The sequence below is a fragment of the Pseudomonas sp. S2_C03 genome, from assembly GCF_054668405.1.
In genome coordinates this window covers 1,572,074-1,587,551 of record NZ_CP162766.1, presented here as the reverse complement: position 1 = coordinate 1,587,551, position 15,478 = coordinate 1,572,074, and the positions used below count along the sequence as shown (strand labels likewise).

Below are 15,478 nucleotides of genomic sequence, written 5' to 3'. Positions count from 1 at the left end.
CAGTGCTACTTGTTGGCCGCCATCAAGCGATTGACTTCACTGCGTACCATGTTGGCAAATTCCGGCGGTGACATGCCGTCCAGTTCGGCGCGGACCCACTCGGCCCACTTGCCCTTGCGCTTGGCCCGCTCGCCGAACAGGCGCCCCGCTTCGCCCTTGGCTTTACCGAGATTGCTCTGCCACAGTTCGAACAGTCGGGATTTCTCGTCCTCGATTTCCGCGCGCTCGGCGAGGGTTTTGTTGGCTAGATTGAAGCTCATGGGGAGTTACCTGTTGCGTAAATGGCTTCATATTACACTGTAGGAAGAAATACCCCGTGCTGGATTTTTGCCGAGTTGAGCCTACACGCAAAATCGCTGCAACTTTTCCCCTCGCGGCAGACTCCATTGTTCACTGCCCATTAACCCTCCAGGAGTAACCCAATGGCCCGTAAATCCGTCGCCCAAGCCGCCGAAGACCAAATCAAGGATCAGGCCTTCAGCGAGCTGCAAGCCTTGATCGAAGAATCGGAAAAACTGCTCAAGAGCAGCGCTTCGCTGGTCGGTGAAGAAGCAGACACCCTGCGCGGGCAAATCGCCCAGAAACTGCAGCAGGCACGCGACTCGGTGACCAGCGTGCGGGACCGTACGCTGCCAGCCGTTGAAGCGACAGAAACCTACATTGGCGGGCATCCCTGGCAGACCGTGGCGATCTCGGCGGGGTTTGGCCTGGTAGTGGGTCTACTGTTGGGCCGTAAATAACAACTGCCCCTGTAGGAGCGAGCTTGCTCGCGATGGCGATACATCAGGCAACGGTGATGCTGGATGTGCTGGCCTCATCGCGGGCAAGCCCGCTCCCACAGGGGAATGCGGATCCCTGTAGGAGCGAGCTTGCTCGCGATGGTGGCCCAGTTACCGCGGGCATTCAGACAGCCCACGTTATCGTTAACGACCATCGCGAGCATGCTCGCTCCTACAGGGGACCGTTGCAGGTTACAGTCCTGCCAACTCCCGCAACCCCGCCAGCGTCTGCGCGTCCAGCGCGATGCCGTTGGCCATCGATTTCGCCCGCTGGTTATGCCGGCGATCCCCCGGCAAACGCTTGAGACCCACGCCGTGCATCTGCCGGACCAGTTCCTGGCTGCGTTCGGCAAAGCCCTGCCCAGCCGCCTTGCTGGGGTCGATGACGATCAACAGTTGCCCGGTCCAGGGCGTCTTCGCTCCCGGATGGTTCGACCAATCGAACTCGAAGGAAAAATTGCCTCCGGTCAAGGCCGCCGCCAACAGCTCCACCATCATCGATAACGCCGACCCCTTATGCCCGCCAAACGGCAACAGCGCGCCGCCTTCGAGGATCGCCTTGGGGTCTTGGGTCGGCTGGCCCAGGCCGTCCACCCCCATGCCCGGTGGCAGGCGTTCACCCTGGCGTGCGGCAATTTGCACATCGCCGTGGGCAATGGCACTGGTCGCCAGGTCAAACACAATCGGGTCGCCACCGGTCCGTGGCGCAGCGAAGGCAATCGGGTTAGTGCCAAACAGCGGCCGGTCGGCGCCATGGGGCACGACGCAGGTCATGCTGTTGACCACGCTCAACGCTACCAGCCCTTCATACGCGAACGGTTCGACATCCGGCCACAACGCCGCGAAATGGTGCGAGTTACGAATCGCCAGCACCGCAATACCCGCACTGCGGGCCTTCTCCACCAGCAAGGGCCGCGCGGCCGCCAGGGCGGGCTGGGCAAAGCCGCCGCCAGCATCGACCCGCACGAACCCGGACGCCACGTCCTCGACCACAGGCTCGGCCTGGCCATTGACCCAGCCGCTCTTGAGCGTCGACACATACCCGGGGATCCGGAACACACCATGACTGTGCGCGCCGTCGCGCTCGGCGCCGGCACAGTTTTCAGCCAGCACCCGGGCGACGTCGGACGAGGTGCCATGGCGCAGGAAAATCTTCTCAAGCAGTCCCGTCAGCTCGTCGAGGGTCAGGTTTTGAGAGACCGCAGTAGACACTTGTTCGTGGGGCGCAGACATCTGAAGCTCCAGACTAATTATTGGAGGGAACAACAGCGTTGATCGAGTTGCAGATTAATCACGGCAGACCGCCAGCCTGTCAACCTCTGCCGTAACCTGTGCGCATGACAGACCACGGACGATGCGTTAACTATCTACCGCCAGCGCAATGCCGACGGCTTCTAGTCTCGAACCTCACCCCAACGGCGCACACGGGTGCGCCCTGTACGAGACTCGACAATGTCCACACCTTCCACGCCATTGTTCTTCCCCCAGGCCCTGCAATCTCCCGGCCAATGGGCTGACCTGGGCAAGGCCCACGGTTTGACGCGCAAGGATCTCCAGTGGCTTGCCCATGTGAAAATGGCCAGCCAAACACTGCGCAGCCAACAAACTCCGTCCATGCTCGCCGAGCGCATCCTGATCAGCACCGGTACGCTGTCGGTTCCCTTGGCCGGCTGCTTCGTCCTGAGCCCGACGCCGGATGACAAGGGCGACATTCTCTATACCCCCTACGGTGGCATGCGAAAGTTCGCCGGTCGCGCGCAACTGTCTGCCCACCTCAAGAAACAACTCGACAGTGCCGGCGAGGACGATGAACTGCTGGCGGTCATGTCCCTGGCCGCGCGCAAGGTCCTGGCGGCAGCCAGCGACATTTCGCTGGGCTTCGAGACCATCGACGGCGAGGTGTTCGCCGATCAACGCGCCCTCATCGAAAGCAGCCAGCGCAGCAACGAGCAGGCGATGTTCGATGAGCTGCAACAACTGCCAAGCCTGACCACGATGCTCGCTACGCTGCTCGACGAGCGCGTGAAACAGGTGTTCCCAGGCCTGGACCAGCGCCGCACCGTGGTCAATTTCTACGCCGAGGCCACCCCCAAACATGCGCCCAACCGTCGCTGGATCAGCGCCCAGTCCTTGAGCGAGGCGTTGCTTTCCTACTGCCGCCACCGGGGCTGGCCGATCGGGCAGCGTCCGGAGTTCCATCACCCATCGAGAAAGCCCCTGGATGCTGATCAGCAAAAGTGGGAAACCCTGGTCACCCAGACAGCCGAGACCCTGACCCGTCAACTGTGCGACCAACTGCAACGGTTCTGGAACGGTGTAAGCGTCGACGGCTCTACCCGTCGTGCCTTTTTCAGCCGGGCCATCCGCGAAAAGGCCCGTGCTCAACTGCTGCTCCAACGCGAGGCGCAGGTCATCACTGCGCAACAGAGCCGCGACTTGCAGCCCCTCATCGAGGAAAACCTCGGTACGGCTTCTGCGCTCACCGTTGAAACCGTTCGCCTGTGGGAATACCAGGCCAACTATGTCGAACTCGCCGGCTCCCTGATGATCAGTCAGGACAGCGCCAACGCGTTCCTCTACACCCCGTCCCAAGGGTTGCTGGTGCTCAAGGACTACAAGCACCTGAAACAGACCCTGAAGGAAAAATCCATCACGGCCGGCCACGATGACGAGCTGTATGACTTGATGAGTCTGGAGGAACGTGCGCGCTTCATCGGTTTCGACCAGGCGCAGGTCTCGGGCGCCCTTGTGACCGGTTCGGTATTCACCTGCCTCTTCGAAGCGATCATCGACAAGCAACTGGAAAACCTGGAATACGCCTTCCAGGTGTTCCGTCACAGCGATGGCGCGGTGAACATCCTGGCCTTTTTCGACAAGGCACTGGACATCCGCGCCATGCTCGGCGAACACCTGCTGACGCTCGACGCCAAGGGACGCTGGAGCACGCGCCCGGTCCTGTCGGGTCAGCAACCGTCCATGGTACTGGCGGACACAGCGGCAGGCCACGCCAAAACCTATCGGGACGTCGAATTGCCAGTGCGTTCGGAGTTCGCCGAGCAGCCGGTGTCAACGCAGGCCCAACAACGGGCGTATCTGCAAGGCATGAAGGAGCGGCTGGCGCACACCCTGTCCGTCGGTTTGCGAGGCGAGGCTGCACTTCGCGAGCTCAGTGCCAGCCTGCGTAATCTTGACTGGTATCTGGTGGAGACGGTGTTCAACCCTGACCGGCCAGACCGTAAAAGCCGACCCGCCATCCTCGGTTTTTATCCGGATGTGTTTTCGCTGGTGCTTCAATGTTCCGGCGAATACACGCTGTTACCCCTGGCTCAGTGTGCATTGTTGACCGAGCGTGGCGGCCTGGATGTCGAGCACTCGGGTCGCGCCATCCTGTGGACGCCCGCCGCAGGCCTGGAAGTGTTCGAGTCGGTGGGCTTCGCCCGCCAACAACTGAATCGGCGACTGCTGGATCCTGATCAGCGCCTTATCCTGCTGGAAAACCTGACGCCCGACCAACGCCTGCTGCATCGACGCTATTCCCTGCATTCGCTGCAACTGATCAAGGGCAATATTCTGCAGCACCTGATGCAATCGGCCATCGACCTTTTTCTGGCGCGCTGCGAGCACCTGCGTTCATTGAAACTGGACACGGCCAAACAGAACAAGGCCTTTTACGCGCTGACCCAAACGCTCATCGAGACCAACCTGCATCGAGCGAAGTGGATCGCCAACGCCATCGGCCACCAGCAGTCCCAGCCGGCGTGGTTGGGCCTGGCCCCGGTCGAAGAGCAACGGTTGCACATCGAGCTGCTGGAGCAATACCGCCACAGCGTGGCCGACGACAAGGATTACCTGCATCAGGTGCAAACGCTTGAGGACTACGTTCGCCAGACCCTCACGGCATTGCTGGCAGCGCGTTTCCCCGGACAAACGCTGAACCCGGACGAGATCGATATCGCACCCAACCTGGCACTGGCCGGGCCGGCGCAAACCCTGACCGAATACGCCCTCAACCATGTCAACATCGCCCAGGGCACAGGGTTCAGGGTCACCTCCCAGGCCGGGCGTACACTGCCCGAGGGTCTGACGACGGCTGCAGTCACACAATTGCTGCTATCGCTGAAGATTCCCGGCGATTATGCGAAAAACATCACTGAAACGCTTTCGGGCGCTCAATCGTCAATCCGTCAGTTGCGCTTCGCTAAACAATTGCCGTGGCAACTGCTGCACCACGCCCACACCCAGATGCTGCAGCAACACCTCAGTTCCAGCGCCTTCGACCTGATCAGCCAGGTACTGGACATGCCTGACGCCATCGCACGGGCGGCAGTGGCGGGCGCCCATGCAATCGTGCGCCCCCTGGAGCTGATTAAAACTGCCGGCGCCGCAGCGGTTCAGAGCCTGGGCCTGTACCTCATCGGTCCGGGCGCGGGCAAAAGCGGGCCACAGGTGCTGTATGCGCCGTATTTTTCCGGCCCGTTGTTCAGCGAGTTTGCCAATGAAGCGGCGGTAGTCGCCGCGATCAACACGCCCGGCGCGCTGCAGGACCTGGTGCTTCGTCGGCTGCCCGATGCGCAACAGGCATCGTTGCGCAACCTGCTGGCAACCAGCGTGAATGAAACGAGCGAAATCACCCTGGGCAGCACTCCGATCGTGGGCAATGTGCTGAAGCATTGGTTCCATGACAACACCCGGCTGCTCGCGCACCTGCTGGCCAGCCAGTCCCAGCCCGCAGGCCAGTCGGACTGGGACGCCGCCAAGGACCTGTTCAGCTCCGGCATCCACCTGATCGCCGGCTTCCTGCCCGGCAAGCTGGCCTACATGCGATTTTTGTGGAGCGCCTACAAAGACTTCAAGGACTCCGCCGAAGCCCTGCAAAATCGACATTGGCGGCGCGCCCTCAGGTCATTTATCGCCGGTGGCGCGCAGATGGTCACCCTGGGAAAACTGTCGCTGGACGCGCCACCGCTTCCTGAGCAGCCGCCCCCCGGCAACGCGCCCGACGCCACCCCCATCGTCGATCCGCAATGGCCACAGGTCCGACCCACCGCGCCAGCGCGCACCTCGCTGCAGCCTTTCGAGGTCACGGATGTGGCTTTGACGGACCTGAAAAAGAACGACGCCGATGGCACCTATCTTCAGTCCACGACGAAGAACCACTACGCCGCCATCGCCGGCAAAGTCTATCGCGTCGTCAAACCCGGGGCGGTCTGGCAAATCCACCATGAGCAGGGGAACGGACCGTTTCTGGCGCGCACGCCGAGCCAGCAACTGGTGATCGACCTGGACGGGCACAGCGTGCACCCCGGCAAGGCCTTGTCGACGCTGCACAATCGCTACGCCAACGACTATCTGACGCGTCGGGTGTTGAACGTCGAAGCGAGGGGAATGGACGAGATCCGCACCCTGCACCCGGAAAAGGCCCGGATGATCGTTCAGGCCATCGACATGGCACGCTTTTACGCCTTCAACAGCATGCATAACCTGGTGCAGCTGCGCAAACTGGCCCCGGGCACACGACTGGAGACCTTCCTCAAAGGCTTTTTCGATGTTCCCGAAGTTGATCTCATGCTGGTCGAGAAGATCAAACACGCCATCCTTCCCATCTGCAATGCCTTGGTGGACCCCGGCGAGGACCTGCTCAATAGCGAGCGTTTCGTGGTCGGCTCCACCCGCCAGGTGAGCAACGACCTGATCGCCTTCGTGCTCGACAATGACACGCGCAAATACGTGCACTTCACCGAACGATTTTTCGATCAGGGCCTCGACTGGTACAAGTCATGCCTAAGCGAGCCGTTCGACGTCAATGCGCATAGCCAGGCGGCCACGCTGATTCACGAGTTTGGCCATATTTACTCCAAGGCATTGGACATCGCGACGCTGGAAGCGCGACGGCCGTTCAGCGACCTCATTGCTCCCATCACCGGTTATGGCGCTGCGATGAAGCGGTCGCAACAGGACTTTCAGCGAACGGCGCTTTCCCTTGCGACCCCGCGAGACGAACTGTTTGCGCTCTGGAACGGCGCCCTGGGTGGCTGGATTAACCTGGACGCAGTACCGGGGCGCAAGCATGTCGGTCAGGAAGTCCTGAAACTGACCAACAGCAAGACCATGGCTGATGCTCGCAGCGTGTTTTTGAATCGAGTGGACGCAACCTCGCGAATCGACGTGATTTTGCGCAATGCCGACTCGCTTGCGTACCTGATCTGTGAAATGGGCCGCCAACTTGATTCGCCCACCTGACAGCCTGATTAAACGACCCGTTCAACAGCCCGTGCAGGGGCTGTCGGCCGGTGCCTGACTTTCTTACACGCAGCTTATGGATACGGTCTGAAAAGACCGAATCCATGGGCCTGCCGTGAAAATAAACAGCCGTTTGATGGGTAAATGCCATGATGGCTGTTCTCGCCGACTTCCTCTCAAGGTTAGAATGCGGGAAATCAGGATGAGTCAATGACCGACAGCCCTATCTCCCAAGCCGAATACGACGCCATCACCGACGCTGCCGCGCACTGGTGCATGCGTTTGCACGCCTCGGACTGCACCGAAGAGGAACGGCAGGCATTCGCGCAATGGCGCGACGCCCATCCGCTGCATGCTTTTGAGTACGAGGCGATGCTGGAGATCTGGGTGGTGGCCGAAGACTTGCCGCGCATGGACACGCCCCTGCCCGCTGCCGCCCCCGTCATTGCTAGGGCCCAACGTCAACCGCCCGCCTCCTGGCGCTCGCTGGCCGTGGCCGCCGCCGTCTGTGCCCTGGCACTGCCCCTGGCCGCGTACACCGGTTGGAACCTGGGTTGGCTGCCCAATTCCTACGAACATTTCGAAGCGGGCAATGCCACCCGCCAGGTCACCCTGGGCGACGGCAGCCAAGTCGAGCTGAACCTTGGCACCGAGCTGACGTACAGCAATTACAAGGATCAGCGCCGTGTCACGCTCAAGAAAGGCGAAGCGTTTTTCAGTGTCAGCCATGACGCCACTCACCCGTTCATCGTCAAGGCGGCAGAAGGCAGGATCCGTGTCACCGGGACCCAATTCAACGTGTGGATGTATCAAGACCAGGTACGAGTGAACCTGATCGAAGGCTCGGTACTGGTCAGCAGCAACGCTGACCTGCCAGGTGACGGCCTGCGCCTGGAGCCCTCGATGCAGGCGCGTTATAAACAAGGCGACTTCACGCCGCAGATCAGCCAGACCTACGCCAATGACAACTCACTGGCCTGGCGCCACGGCAAACTGGTGCTCGATGACCTGGCGCTGAGCGAAGCCCTGCCCCTGATCAACCGTTATCTGAGCAAGCCGTTGATGCTGGCCGACAGCAGCACCGGCACGATCCGCCTCGGCGGTATCTACAACATCAGGGAACTCAACGGCCTGGCAGCCACGTTGCCCAAGGTATTACCGGTCTACCTGACCCGCAACAAGGACGGCAACCCGGTCCTCAATTCCATCCCCCAACAACCCCCAAGAAGCTGAAAAGGCCGCCACATTTCAGTGTTGCGGCCTTCCTTGTGTCACGCTTTCCCTTACTGTTTTGCCACGTTGTCATCCTGCTCGCGGATCGTCTGCGCTTGATACTGCGGGTCGGCGGTAATCTGCTGTTCGGTGAATGGCAGTACGCTCAGTTGCTTCTTCGAAAATGCCAGGGTCTGATCGTTGGCGAATGTTGATGTCGGGTCGCTGGACAGCGAGAATGCCAGCAGCCCCTTGGCTTGCGGGCCGTTGTCGTCGAAGGTGACGATCTGCAGGTAGCTGGTGCCACTGACCACCTCACGTTTACCGTCGCTACGTGGCACGCTCTGGATGGCGTTGTACACGCCCAGTGCGCCCGGACCACCGTGAATCGGCGTCTGCTGGCCACCACTGCTGACCACCTGGATATCGCCCCAGCGGCTGTCAGCATCAAGGCCCGAGGCCTTGACCTGCTGCGCCGACGTCAACATCGCCTCGCGCAGCGCATTCGCCACTTCAGGTCGATCCAAGGCCAATCCACGCGGAGTGTTTTGTGGATCCGTTGCATCGAACGCCACCCGCCAGACGTCGGGCGCCTCCTGCAACGCGGCCATGAGGTTCTGGAAATGCACGAAGCCCAGGCCGCTGTCCAGGTTGGCGTGGCGGTCCCACGTCTCGAGGCTGCTGCACAACGCCTCCAACGTCGGTGCATCGCTGCCCAGCTCCCGCTCACAGAACTGCAACAGATCGGGCATGACCTGCCCGGCTTGATACACCTGGTCATCCATCACCATGTGTTGCAGGTCTACAGGCCCTATCGGGCCACCCTTTTGCAGCGCGGCCAGACGGGCCAGCGCGAAGCGTGAACGCAAGCCCAGTGGCTGGCCGTCCTGGCTGATCACCGGCGAGAAACCGGTGAGCGGTTGCGCCGGGTTGGCCATCCACGCCGAATCGTTGGAATGCTGGACGAAATCCTTGCGCAGCAGTTGTGGCATCTGCTCAGCGGCGTAAATGCCCTTTTGCGCGGCGGCGGGGTCGATGTCCCAGGCGCAGGCGCTGTTGGAACCATCGAGCACAATCATCTGCAAGCCGATCCGTGGATCGCTGCACTGCGCCAATTTGGCCGCATTGACGTTCGGCACCACCGACAGGTTCATGTACAACGTCTGCCCCTGGTCGTCCGCCGCCAGGGTGTTGACCCACGGGATGCCCTGTATCTTGTGCACCGAGGCCTGAAATTGCGGGAGGCTGGTCGCCCGATTCATCGCATACCACTGCTGCAACACGCGATCGTTGTCCAGATTGGCGTCACGCAGGCTGTAGGCGAATTGATCGTTCCAATCGAGCTTTCCAGGCCATTGCACGATCGGGCCGAACCGGGAGCTGTAGACCACGCGCGAAACCGCGCGGATCTGCCCGTCCGGCTGCCTGGCCTGCACCGTGACGGTCTGCTGTTGCATTGGCATGGATTGGCCATCGAGCAGGTAACGGGTCGGATCCTTGGGATCCAGTTGCAGGCGATACAGGGTGAAATGCTTGGACGAATCCACGGTGTGGGTCCAGGCCAGGTGTTGATTGAAGCCGATATTGATCATCGGCAGGCCGGGCAGCGCGGCGCCCATCACGTCCAGTTTGCCGGGAATGGTCAGGTGCATCTGATAGAAGCGCATGCCACCGACCCACGGGAAATGCGGGTTGGCCAACAACATGCCGCGCCCGTTGAACGAGCGCTCACTGCCCACGGCCACCGCGTTGCTGCCACGGTCGAGCGCGAAACGCTGGATACGTCGATCGGCGAGGTGGAACGACGCCGACGCGCCCGCATTGCGGGCGACGGTCTTGGGTGGCATGGCGCCGGCCAGCGCTTCGGCAAACTGCCCGATACCGCCTTCGACCAACAGGCGACGGGTCAGTTTGACGAGGTCCTGGACGCTGATATCCCGCACCCATTCGCCTTGGCATTGTTGCGGCAGCCCTCGCGCGCGACGCTCTTTCAGCGAACGGTTGTAGCCGGCCACATAACCTTGCATCAGGTCACGGACTTCGCCGGGTTGCGACTGCCAAAAAGCATCGACAGCCTGCGATGTGTTCAGCCAGTTGAAAAACACGTCGCTCACCTGGTTTTCGCGTTCCTCGACCGTGAACTGCTGCGCACCGAAATAGCGTGAACGTTCGCCATTCACCGTGACGACTTCATTGGCCAGCAGGCACAGATTGTCCTGGGCGTAGGCATAACCGATGCCGTAGCCGAGACCGCGTTCGTTGTCCGCGCGAATGTGCGGCACACCAAAACTGGTGCGACGGATGTCGGCCGTTGCCGGGTCCGGCTGGGTGCGCGCGTTTGCCTCGAGGCTCAAGACCACCATCACGGCGGCGAGACTCAATCGGGTGAATGGGCTGGTAATGATCACACGCGCTCCTGATCGAAAAACGAAGGTCGAGCCTGGCGTGCCAACACGCAAAAGGCCTGACTACAGGAACGAAATCGACAGGAAAAATTTACAGCGCCGCAGGTCGATTTTGCAGGACTTCACGGGTTTGCGACGCAGCGCCAACAAAATTTCTACATCGGGTTCTTCATGATTCGAGTGGCTCGTTCGTCCTAATTGATAAGAGCACCCAAACATTCATTCCGGTCCAGGCTCTGAATAGGAGTTTTCGCATGTACAACTCGCAACTGCCAACGGACGGTGGTACCGCGCCCCTGCACACAACCCTGGGGCCACGCCTGTTCGACCCGCGCACGGAAAAAAACGGCAATGAGCGTATTCGCGTGGTGCTCAAGAGCTTTGGGCTGCGCACCAGTCTGATACGCCTGAAGGTGATTGACGCCTTGCTCAACGCAGCCGATCACGACCACACCCTGGGCGTCCGAGGTGTGCACAGCACGCTGGTAGACCTGGACATTCCCCTGTCTTTCCTCAGCGTGCGTGAAGTGTTGAAGCGCCTGTGCAGCGAAGGTGTCATTGTGCTCAACGAGGACAAAAGCTACAGCCTTCACCCAACGGCTGCCGCCATCCTGCACGGCGAGTAATCACGGCGAGGACGTCGCTCAGAGTTTGACCTTGCGACGCATCACGCCGTTGATGACGACCACGATCACCGCCACGCCAATGGCGATGTACTGGAACAGCTTTTCGCTGATGATGCCGGCATTCTGCAAGTACGACAGGCCAAACATGATCGCCAGGACCACCAGGGCGATCAGGAGTGAATACTTCAAACGTTGCGACTGGGTCATTACCTTTCCTCAAAACAGGACATGCAGCGGATACGCCGCTGCAAGCGGGCGTTCATGTTACAGCCTATGAGGACAGGGCCGCATCGCAAAATTTCTGCATGCTTCCTGTAGGAGCGTGCTCGCCCCTACAGGTCGGTTTACGCTTTGGCGGACATGTTTTTATCGGTAGGTGTCGAGCCGTTGCCTTTGCCGTAGGAGGCCAGGTTCTGCAGAACGTAGATGGCCTTCTTGTATTCGGGGATCAAGTAGTTGGCGTACTTGTTGCCCTTCATATTGTTGTTCTGGATGCTGTCCAGTTGGGTGGCAAAATATTCAAGGGCGTTAAAGCTGGCTTCCGGGTCTTTCGGAATGCCGAAGCGATCGAACTTGTCACCGGCGTTGCTGAGGGTCACCGCCGTCACATCGGTGATCAGGCCGTTATCTTTCAGGAAGGTCGTCAGGTTGCCCAGCGACTTGGCTGTCACGTTTTCGGGATCAAAACCCTTGATCTGTTTGTGAAGTTTCAACTTGTCCATCTTCGCTGTATCCAGCGCGTTTGGATTGTTGCCCACCAACGCCAGCATCTGCTTGACCTTGACGCTCTGGGACACAGGTTTGGTGGTGGTGCCGGTGTCCTGAACAAGCAGGCCCGCCTTGGAACTCCATGCGCCGGTATAGCCGATAGTCATGACCAGGATCCTTGAGCGACGATCATAAAAAGTCCTTGTTTAAACAAGTTGGGTGCACGGAGTATCCGGGTCCAGGAAGCGCTACACAAATTACATTTCAAGTTTTTACAATTCTCGTACATTTCAGATACAAAGCGCCAGACCTCCTGATTTAATGGCCTATAACACTTTTGGATAATTGGACTAAACCAAAGTTTTTTCATTTCCTGACACATTCGTTTGATGTGTATCAATCCAGACACCTTCCCTCGCAGCATCACTTCGATACAATTTCTCCCGGTGTCATCTGCCAAAAAGCTCAGAATGTTGGCCCCGCCACCCGAGACGAGATCCTCCATGCGAACCCCATTGCGTCTGCTCGCCCTGAGCGCCCTGTTTATCTCTTCATTGGCCCAGGCGGCCGAACTGATTCCCATCGAGGTTCACCGTGACGCCAATTGTGGTTGCTGTAAAAAATGGATCAGCCACCTGCAAGACAACGGCTTCAAGGTCGAAGACCACGTCGAAAGCGACATGAGCAGTTTCAAGCGACAACACGGCGTCCCCCCTAGCCTGGCGTCCTGCCACACCGGGTTGATCAACGGCAAATTCGTCGAAGGGCATGTCCCCGCCGATCAAGTGCTGGCCTTGAGCAAGCGAGACGACTTGCTGGGTGTCGCCGCTCCCGGCATGCCCATGGGCTCGCCCGGCATGGAAATGGACGGGATGAGCGACGCCTATCAGGTGATCGGCCTGAAAAAAGACGGTTCTGACGTGGTTGTGGCGGATTACCCTGCCCGTTGATGTCCGGTGCCTACCTCGGGCTGTTTTTCGCCGCTTTCGGCGCGGCGACTCTATTGCCGTTGCAGTCCGAGGCGGTGCTGGTGGGGTTGTTGCTGAGCGAGCGTTATTGGCTTTGGGCGTTGCTGGCCGTGGCGACCCTGGGAAACGTTCTGGGCTCGCTGCTCAACTGGTGGCTGGGACGCGGCCTCGAACGCTTTCGCGACCGCCGCTGGTTTCCGGTCAGCCCGGCGCATCTGGAAAAAGCCCGCACCCACTATCAGCGTTACGGTCACTGGTCACTGCTGCTGAGCTGGGTGCCGATCATCGGTGATCCGCTGACGCTTGTCGCCGGGGTGATGCGTGAACCGATCGGCCGTTTTCTGTTGATCGTGACCCTCGCCAAAGGCGCGCGCTACACCGTGCTGGCCCTCGCAACGATGGGCTGGATGAGTTGAACCATCGCTCGCCGCCATTGCCTGTGTTTAATGTCGCCCTAATCAGGCCGAGCCAGCATCGGCCGATTTCTTCTGGAGTGTTCCCATGCCCCTCGCCCTCTCCCGCTGGCTGCCCGGCCTGCTGCTGACTGCCGCCCTGCCCACCTTCGCCGCCGAAGGTCCGGCCTACGGGCCCGAGCTGCAAGGTTTCCAATACCCTTATACGGTCAAGCATTTTGCCTTTGAGTCCCAAGGCAAATCCCTGCAGATGGGCTACATGGATGTCGCCGCCAATGGCAAGGCCAATGGCCAGAGCGTCGTGCTCATGCACGGCAAGAACTTCTGCGGCGCCACGTGGGAGACCTCGATCAAGGCCCTGAGCGACGCCGGTTACCGCGTGATCGCACCGGACCAGATCGGTTTTTGCACCTCCAGCAAACCGGACCACTACCAGTACAGCTTCCAGCAACTGGCGGCCAACACCCAGCAACTGCTCAAGGCCCTGGGCATCCAGAAAGCCAGCCTGCTGGGGCATTCCACCGGCGGTATGCTCGCCACCCGCTATGCCCTGCAATACCCTGATCAGGTGGAACAACTGGCGCTGGTCAACCCCATTGGCCTGGAAGACTGGAAAGCCCTTGGTGTGCCTTACCGGACCGTGGATCAATGGCATGAGCGCGAGCTGAAGCTCACCGCCGAAGGCATTCGCAACTACGAACGCAAGACTTACTACGACGGTCGCTGGAAACCCGAATTCGATCGCTGGGTCGACATGCTCGCCGGCCTGAATAAAGGCCCGGGACACCAGCAAGTGGCCTGGAACTCGGCGCTGATCTACGACATGATCTTCACCCAGCCGGTGTACTACGAGTTCAAGGACCTGAAGATGCCGACGCTGCTGTTGATCGGCACGTCCGACACCACGGCCATCGGCAGCGACATCGCCTCGCCCGAGGTCAAGGGTAAGCTGGGCCACTACGACGTACTTGGCAAGCAAGTGGCGAAGCTGATCCCGCAGTCCACGCTGGTGGAGTTCCCCGGCATGGGCCATGCGCCACAGATGGAAGAGCCCGCTAAATTTCACGAGGCCCTGCTGGCCTGGCTGGACAAAACCCACCCTGTTCGTTGATGAGGTAAAGCTGATGGCTGTGCAGATTGCAGTGCTCGATGACTGGCAGGACGTGGCGAGCGGCGTTGTGGATTGGTCGGTGCTGGAGCCGATTGGCCAGGTCAGTTTCCTCCATGATTACCCCGCCGACACCGACACATTGGCCCAGCGCCTGGCTGACTTTGCAGTGATCTGTGTGATGCGCGAGCGCACCCGATTCGACGAGGCGTTGCTGCGCCGTCTGCCGAAACTCAAGCTGCTGGTGACTGGCGGCATGCGCAATGCCGCCCTCGACCTGCAAGCTGCAGCCGACTTGGGCATCCAAGTCAGCGGCACGGACAGCTACAAACACGCCGCGCCGGAACTGACGTGGGCGCTGATCATGGCCGCCACCCGCAATCTGGTGCAGGAAGCCAACGCCCTGCGCGCCGGGAAATGGCAACAAGGCCTGGGCGGCGACCTGCACGGCAAGACCCTGGCGATTCTCGGCCTGGGCAGCATCGGTCAGCGGGTCGCACAGTTCGGCCAGGTGTTCGGCATGCGGGTGATCGCCTGGAGCGAAAACCTCACCGCCGAACGCGCGGCGCAGGTGGGCGTGACCTACGTCAGCCAGCAGGAATTGTTCGAACAGGCTGACATCCTGTCCGTGCATCTGGTGCTCAGCGACCGCAGCCGTGGGTTGGTCGATGCCCAGGCGCTGGGCTGGATGAAGCCGACGGCGCTGCTGGTCAACACCGCACGCGGACCGATTGTCGACGAAGCAGCACTGATCAAGGCCTTGCAGAAAAAACGCCTGGCCGGGGCGGCGCTGGATGTGTTCGAGCAGGAGCCCTTGCCCGAGCATCACCCGTTTCGCACGCTGGACAATGTGTTGGCCACCCCCCATGTCGGTTATGTCAGCCAGCAGAACTATCAGCAGTTCTTTTCGCAGATGATCGAGGACATCCAGGCGTGGTCGGCGGGGGCGCCTATCCGCCTCCTGGCCTGACACCGCGTCGGCTTCATCCCGAGCAGGCTCGCACACAGCTACTCCGCGC

General features: G+C 60.5%; 13 protein-coding genes. 8 read left to right on the top strand and 5 right to left on the bottom strand.

What is annotated here, in order from left to right; translation table 11 throughout:
• Positions 1–5 precede the first annotated feature (5 nt).
• Complete coding sequence (locus AB4N64_RS07235) at positions 6–260, bottom strand: hypothetical protein (protein ID WP_368557814.1); 255 nt, start codon at positions 258–260, stop codon at positions 6–8.
• Positions 261–422: 162 nt separating this feature from the next.
• Here AB4N64_RS07235 and AB4N64_RS07230 point away from each other — a divergent pair, with 162 nt between their 5' ends.
• A complete protein-coding gene (locus AB4N64_RS07230; RefSeq protein WP_460123486.1) occupies positions 423–740 on the top strand; it encodes an ElaB/YgaM/YqjD family protein in 318 nt (105 codons plus the stop codon).
• Between the two features lie 231 nt (positions 741–971).
• Here AB4N64_RS07230 and AB4N64_RS07225 read toward each other — a convergent pair whose 3' ends face one another.
• Entirely contained in the window at positions 972–2,012 is a 1,041-nt protein-coding gene (locus AB4N64_RS07225; protein ID WP_460123483.1) for an Ldh family oxidoreductase, read from the bottom strand.
• A 219-nt stretch (positions 2,013–2,231) separates the two neighbouring features.
• Here AB4N64_RS07225 and AB4N64_RS07220 point away from each other — a divergent pair, with 219 nt between their 5' ends.
• Positions 2,232–7,019, top strand: coding sequence for a dermonecrotic toxin domain-containing protein (locus AB4N64_RS07220; protein WP_460123480.1), 4,788 nt, complete (start codon positions 2,232–2,234; stop codon positions 7,017–7,019).
• A gap of 210 nt (positions 7,020–7,229) precedes the next feature.
• Positions 7,230–8,252: a FecR family protein gene (locus AB4N64_RS07215; protein WP_460123477.1), complete on the top strand. Its 1,023-nt coding sequence runs from the start codon at positions 7,230–7,232 to the stop codon at positions 8,250–8,252.
• A 50-nt stretch (positions 8,253–8,302) separates the two neighbouring features.
• On the opposite strand, the gene pvdQ is transcribed toward AB4N64_RS07215, so the two are convergent.
• Positions 8,303–10,639 carry a bifunctional acylase PvdQ gene (gene pvdQ, locus AB4N64_RS07210; protein ID WP_460123474.1) on the bottom strand — a complete coding sequence of 779 codons (2,337 nt, stop codon included), beginning with the start codon at positions 10,637–10,639 and terminating at the stop codon, positions 8,303–8,305.
• A gap of 251 nt (positions 10,640–10,890) precedes the next feature.
• Between pvdQ and AB4N64_RS07205 the strand changes: the two genes are divergently transcribed.
• Complete coding sequence (locus tag AB4N64_RS07205; RefSeq protein WP_460123471.1) at positions 10,891–11,262, top strand: fe2+ zn2+ uptake regulation protein; 372 nt, start codon at positions 10,891–10,893, stop codon at positions 11,260–11,262.
• Between the two features lie 18 nt (positions 11,263–11,280).
• Here AB4N64_RS07205 and AB4N64_RS07200 read toward each other — a convergent pair whose 3' ends face one another.
• Entirely contained in the window at positions 11,281–11,469 is a 189-nt protein-coding gene (locus AB4N64_RS07200) for a hypothetical protein (RefSeq protein WP_460123468.1), read from the bottom strand.
• A gap of 137 nt (positions 11,470–11,606) precedes the next feature.
• Positions 11,607–12,137, bottom strand: coding sequence for a hypothetical protein (locus AB4N64_RS07195; protein WP_460123465.1), 531 nt, complete (start codon positions 12,135–12,137; stop codon positions 11,607–11,609).
• Positions 12,138–12,473: 336 nt separating this feature from the next.
• Between AB4N64_RS07195 and AB4N64_RS07190 the strand changes: the two genes are divergently transcribed.
• The 4 genes from AB4N64_RS07190 to AB4N64_RS07175 all read left to right on the top strand — a co-directional run bounded on the left by AB4N64_RS07190 (position 12,474) and on the right by AB4N64_RS07175 (position 15,429).
• On the top strand, positions 12,474–12,920 hold the full coding sequence (locus tag AB4N64_RS07190) for a DUF411 domain-containing protein (RefSeq protein ID WP_460123463.1): 447 nt from the start codon (positions 12,474–12,476) through the stop codon (positions 12,918–12,920).
• Positions 12,920–13,354, top strand: coding sequence for a YqaA family protein (locus tag AB4N64_RS07185; protein ID WP_460123460.1), 435 nt, complete (start codon positions 12,920–12,922; stop codon positions 13,352–13,354). Before AB4N64_RS07190 ends, AB4N64_RS07185 begins: the two co-directional genes overlap by 1 nt.
• A gap of 85 nt (positions 13,355–13,439) precedes the next feature.
• Positions 13,440–14,462 (top strand): alpha/beta fold hydrolase, encoded by a 1,023-nt coding sequence (locus AB4N64_RS07180; protein ID WP_460123458.1) that lies wholly within the window; start codon positions 13,440–13,442, stop codon positions 14,460–14,462.
• A gap of 13 nt (positions 14,463–14,475) precedes the next feature.
• The gene (locus AB4N64_RS07175; protein ID WP_460123455.1) at positions 14,476–15,429 is read left to right on the top strand and encodes a D-2-hydroxyacid dehydrogenase family protein; all 954 of its coding nucleotides are present in this window, start codon (positions 14,476–14,478) and stop codon (positions 15,427–15,429) included.
• The last annotated feature ends 49 nt before the right edge of the window (positions 15,430–15,478 follow it).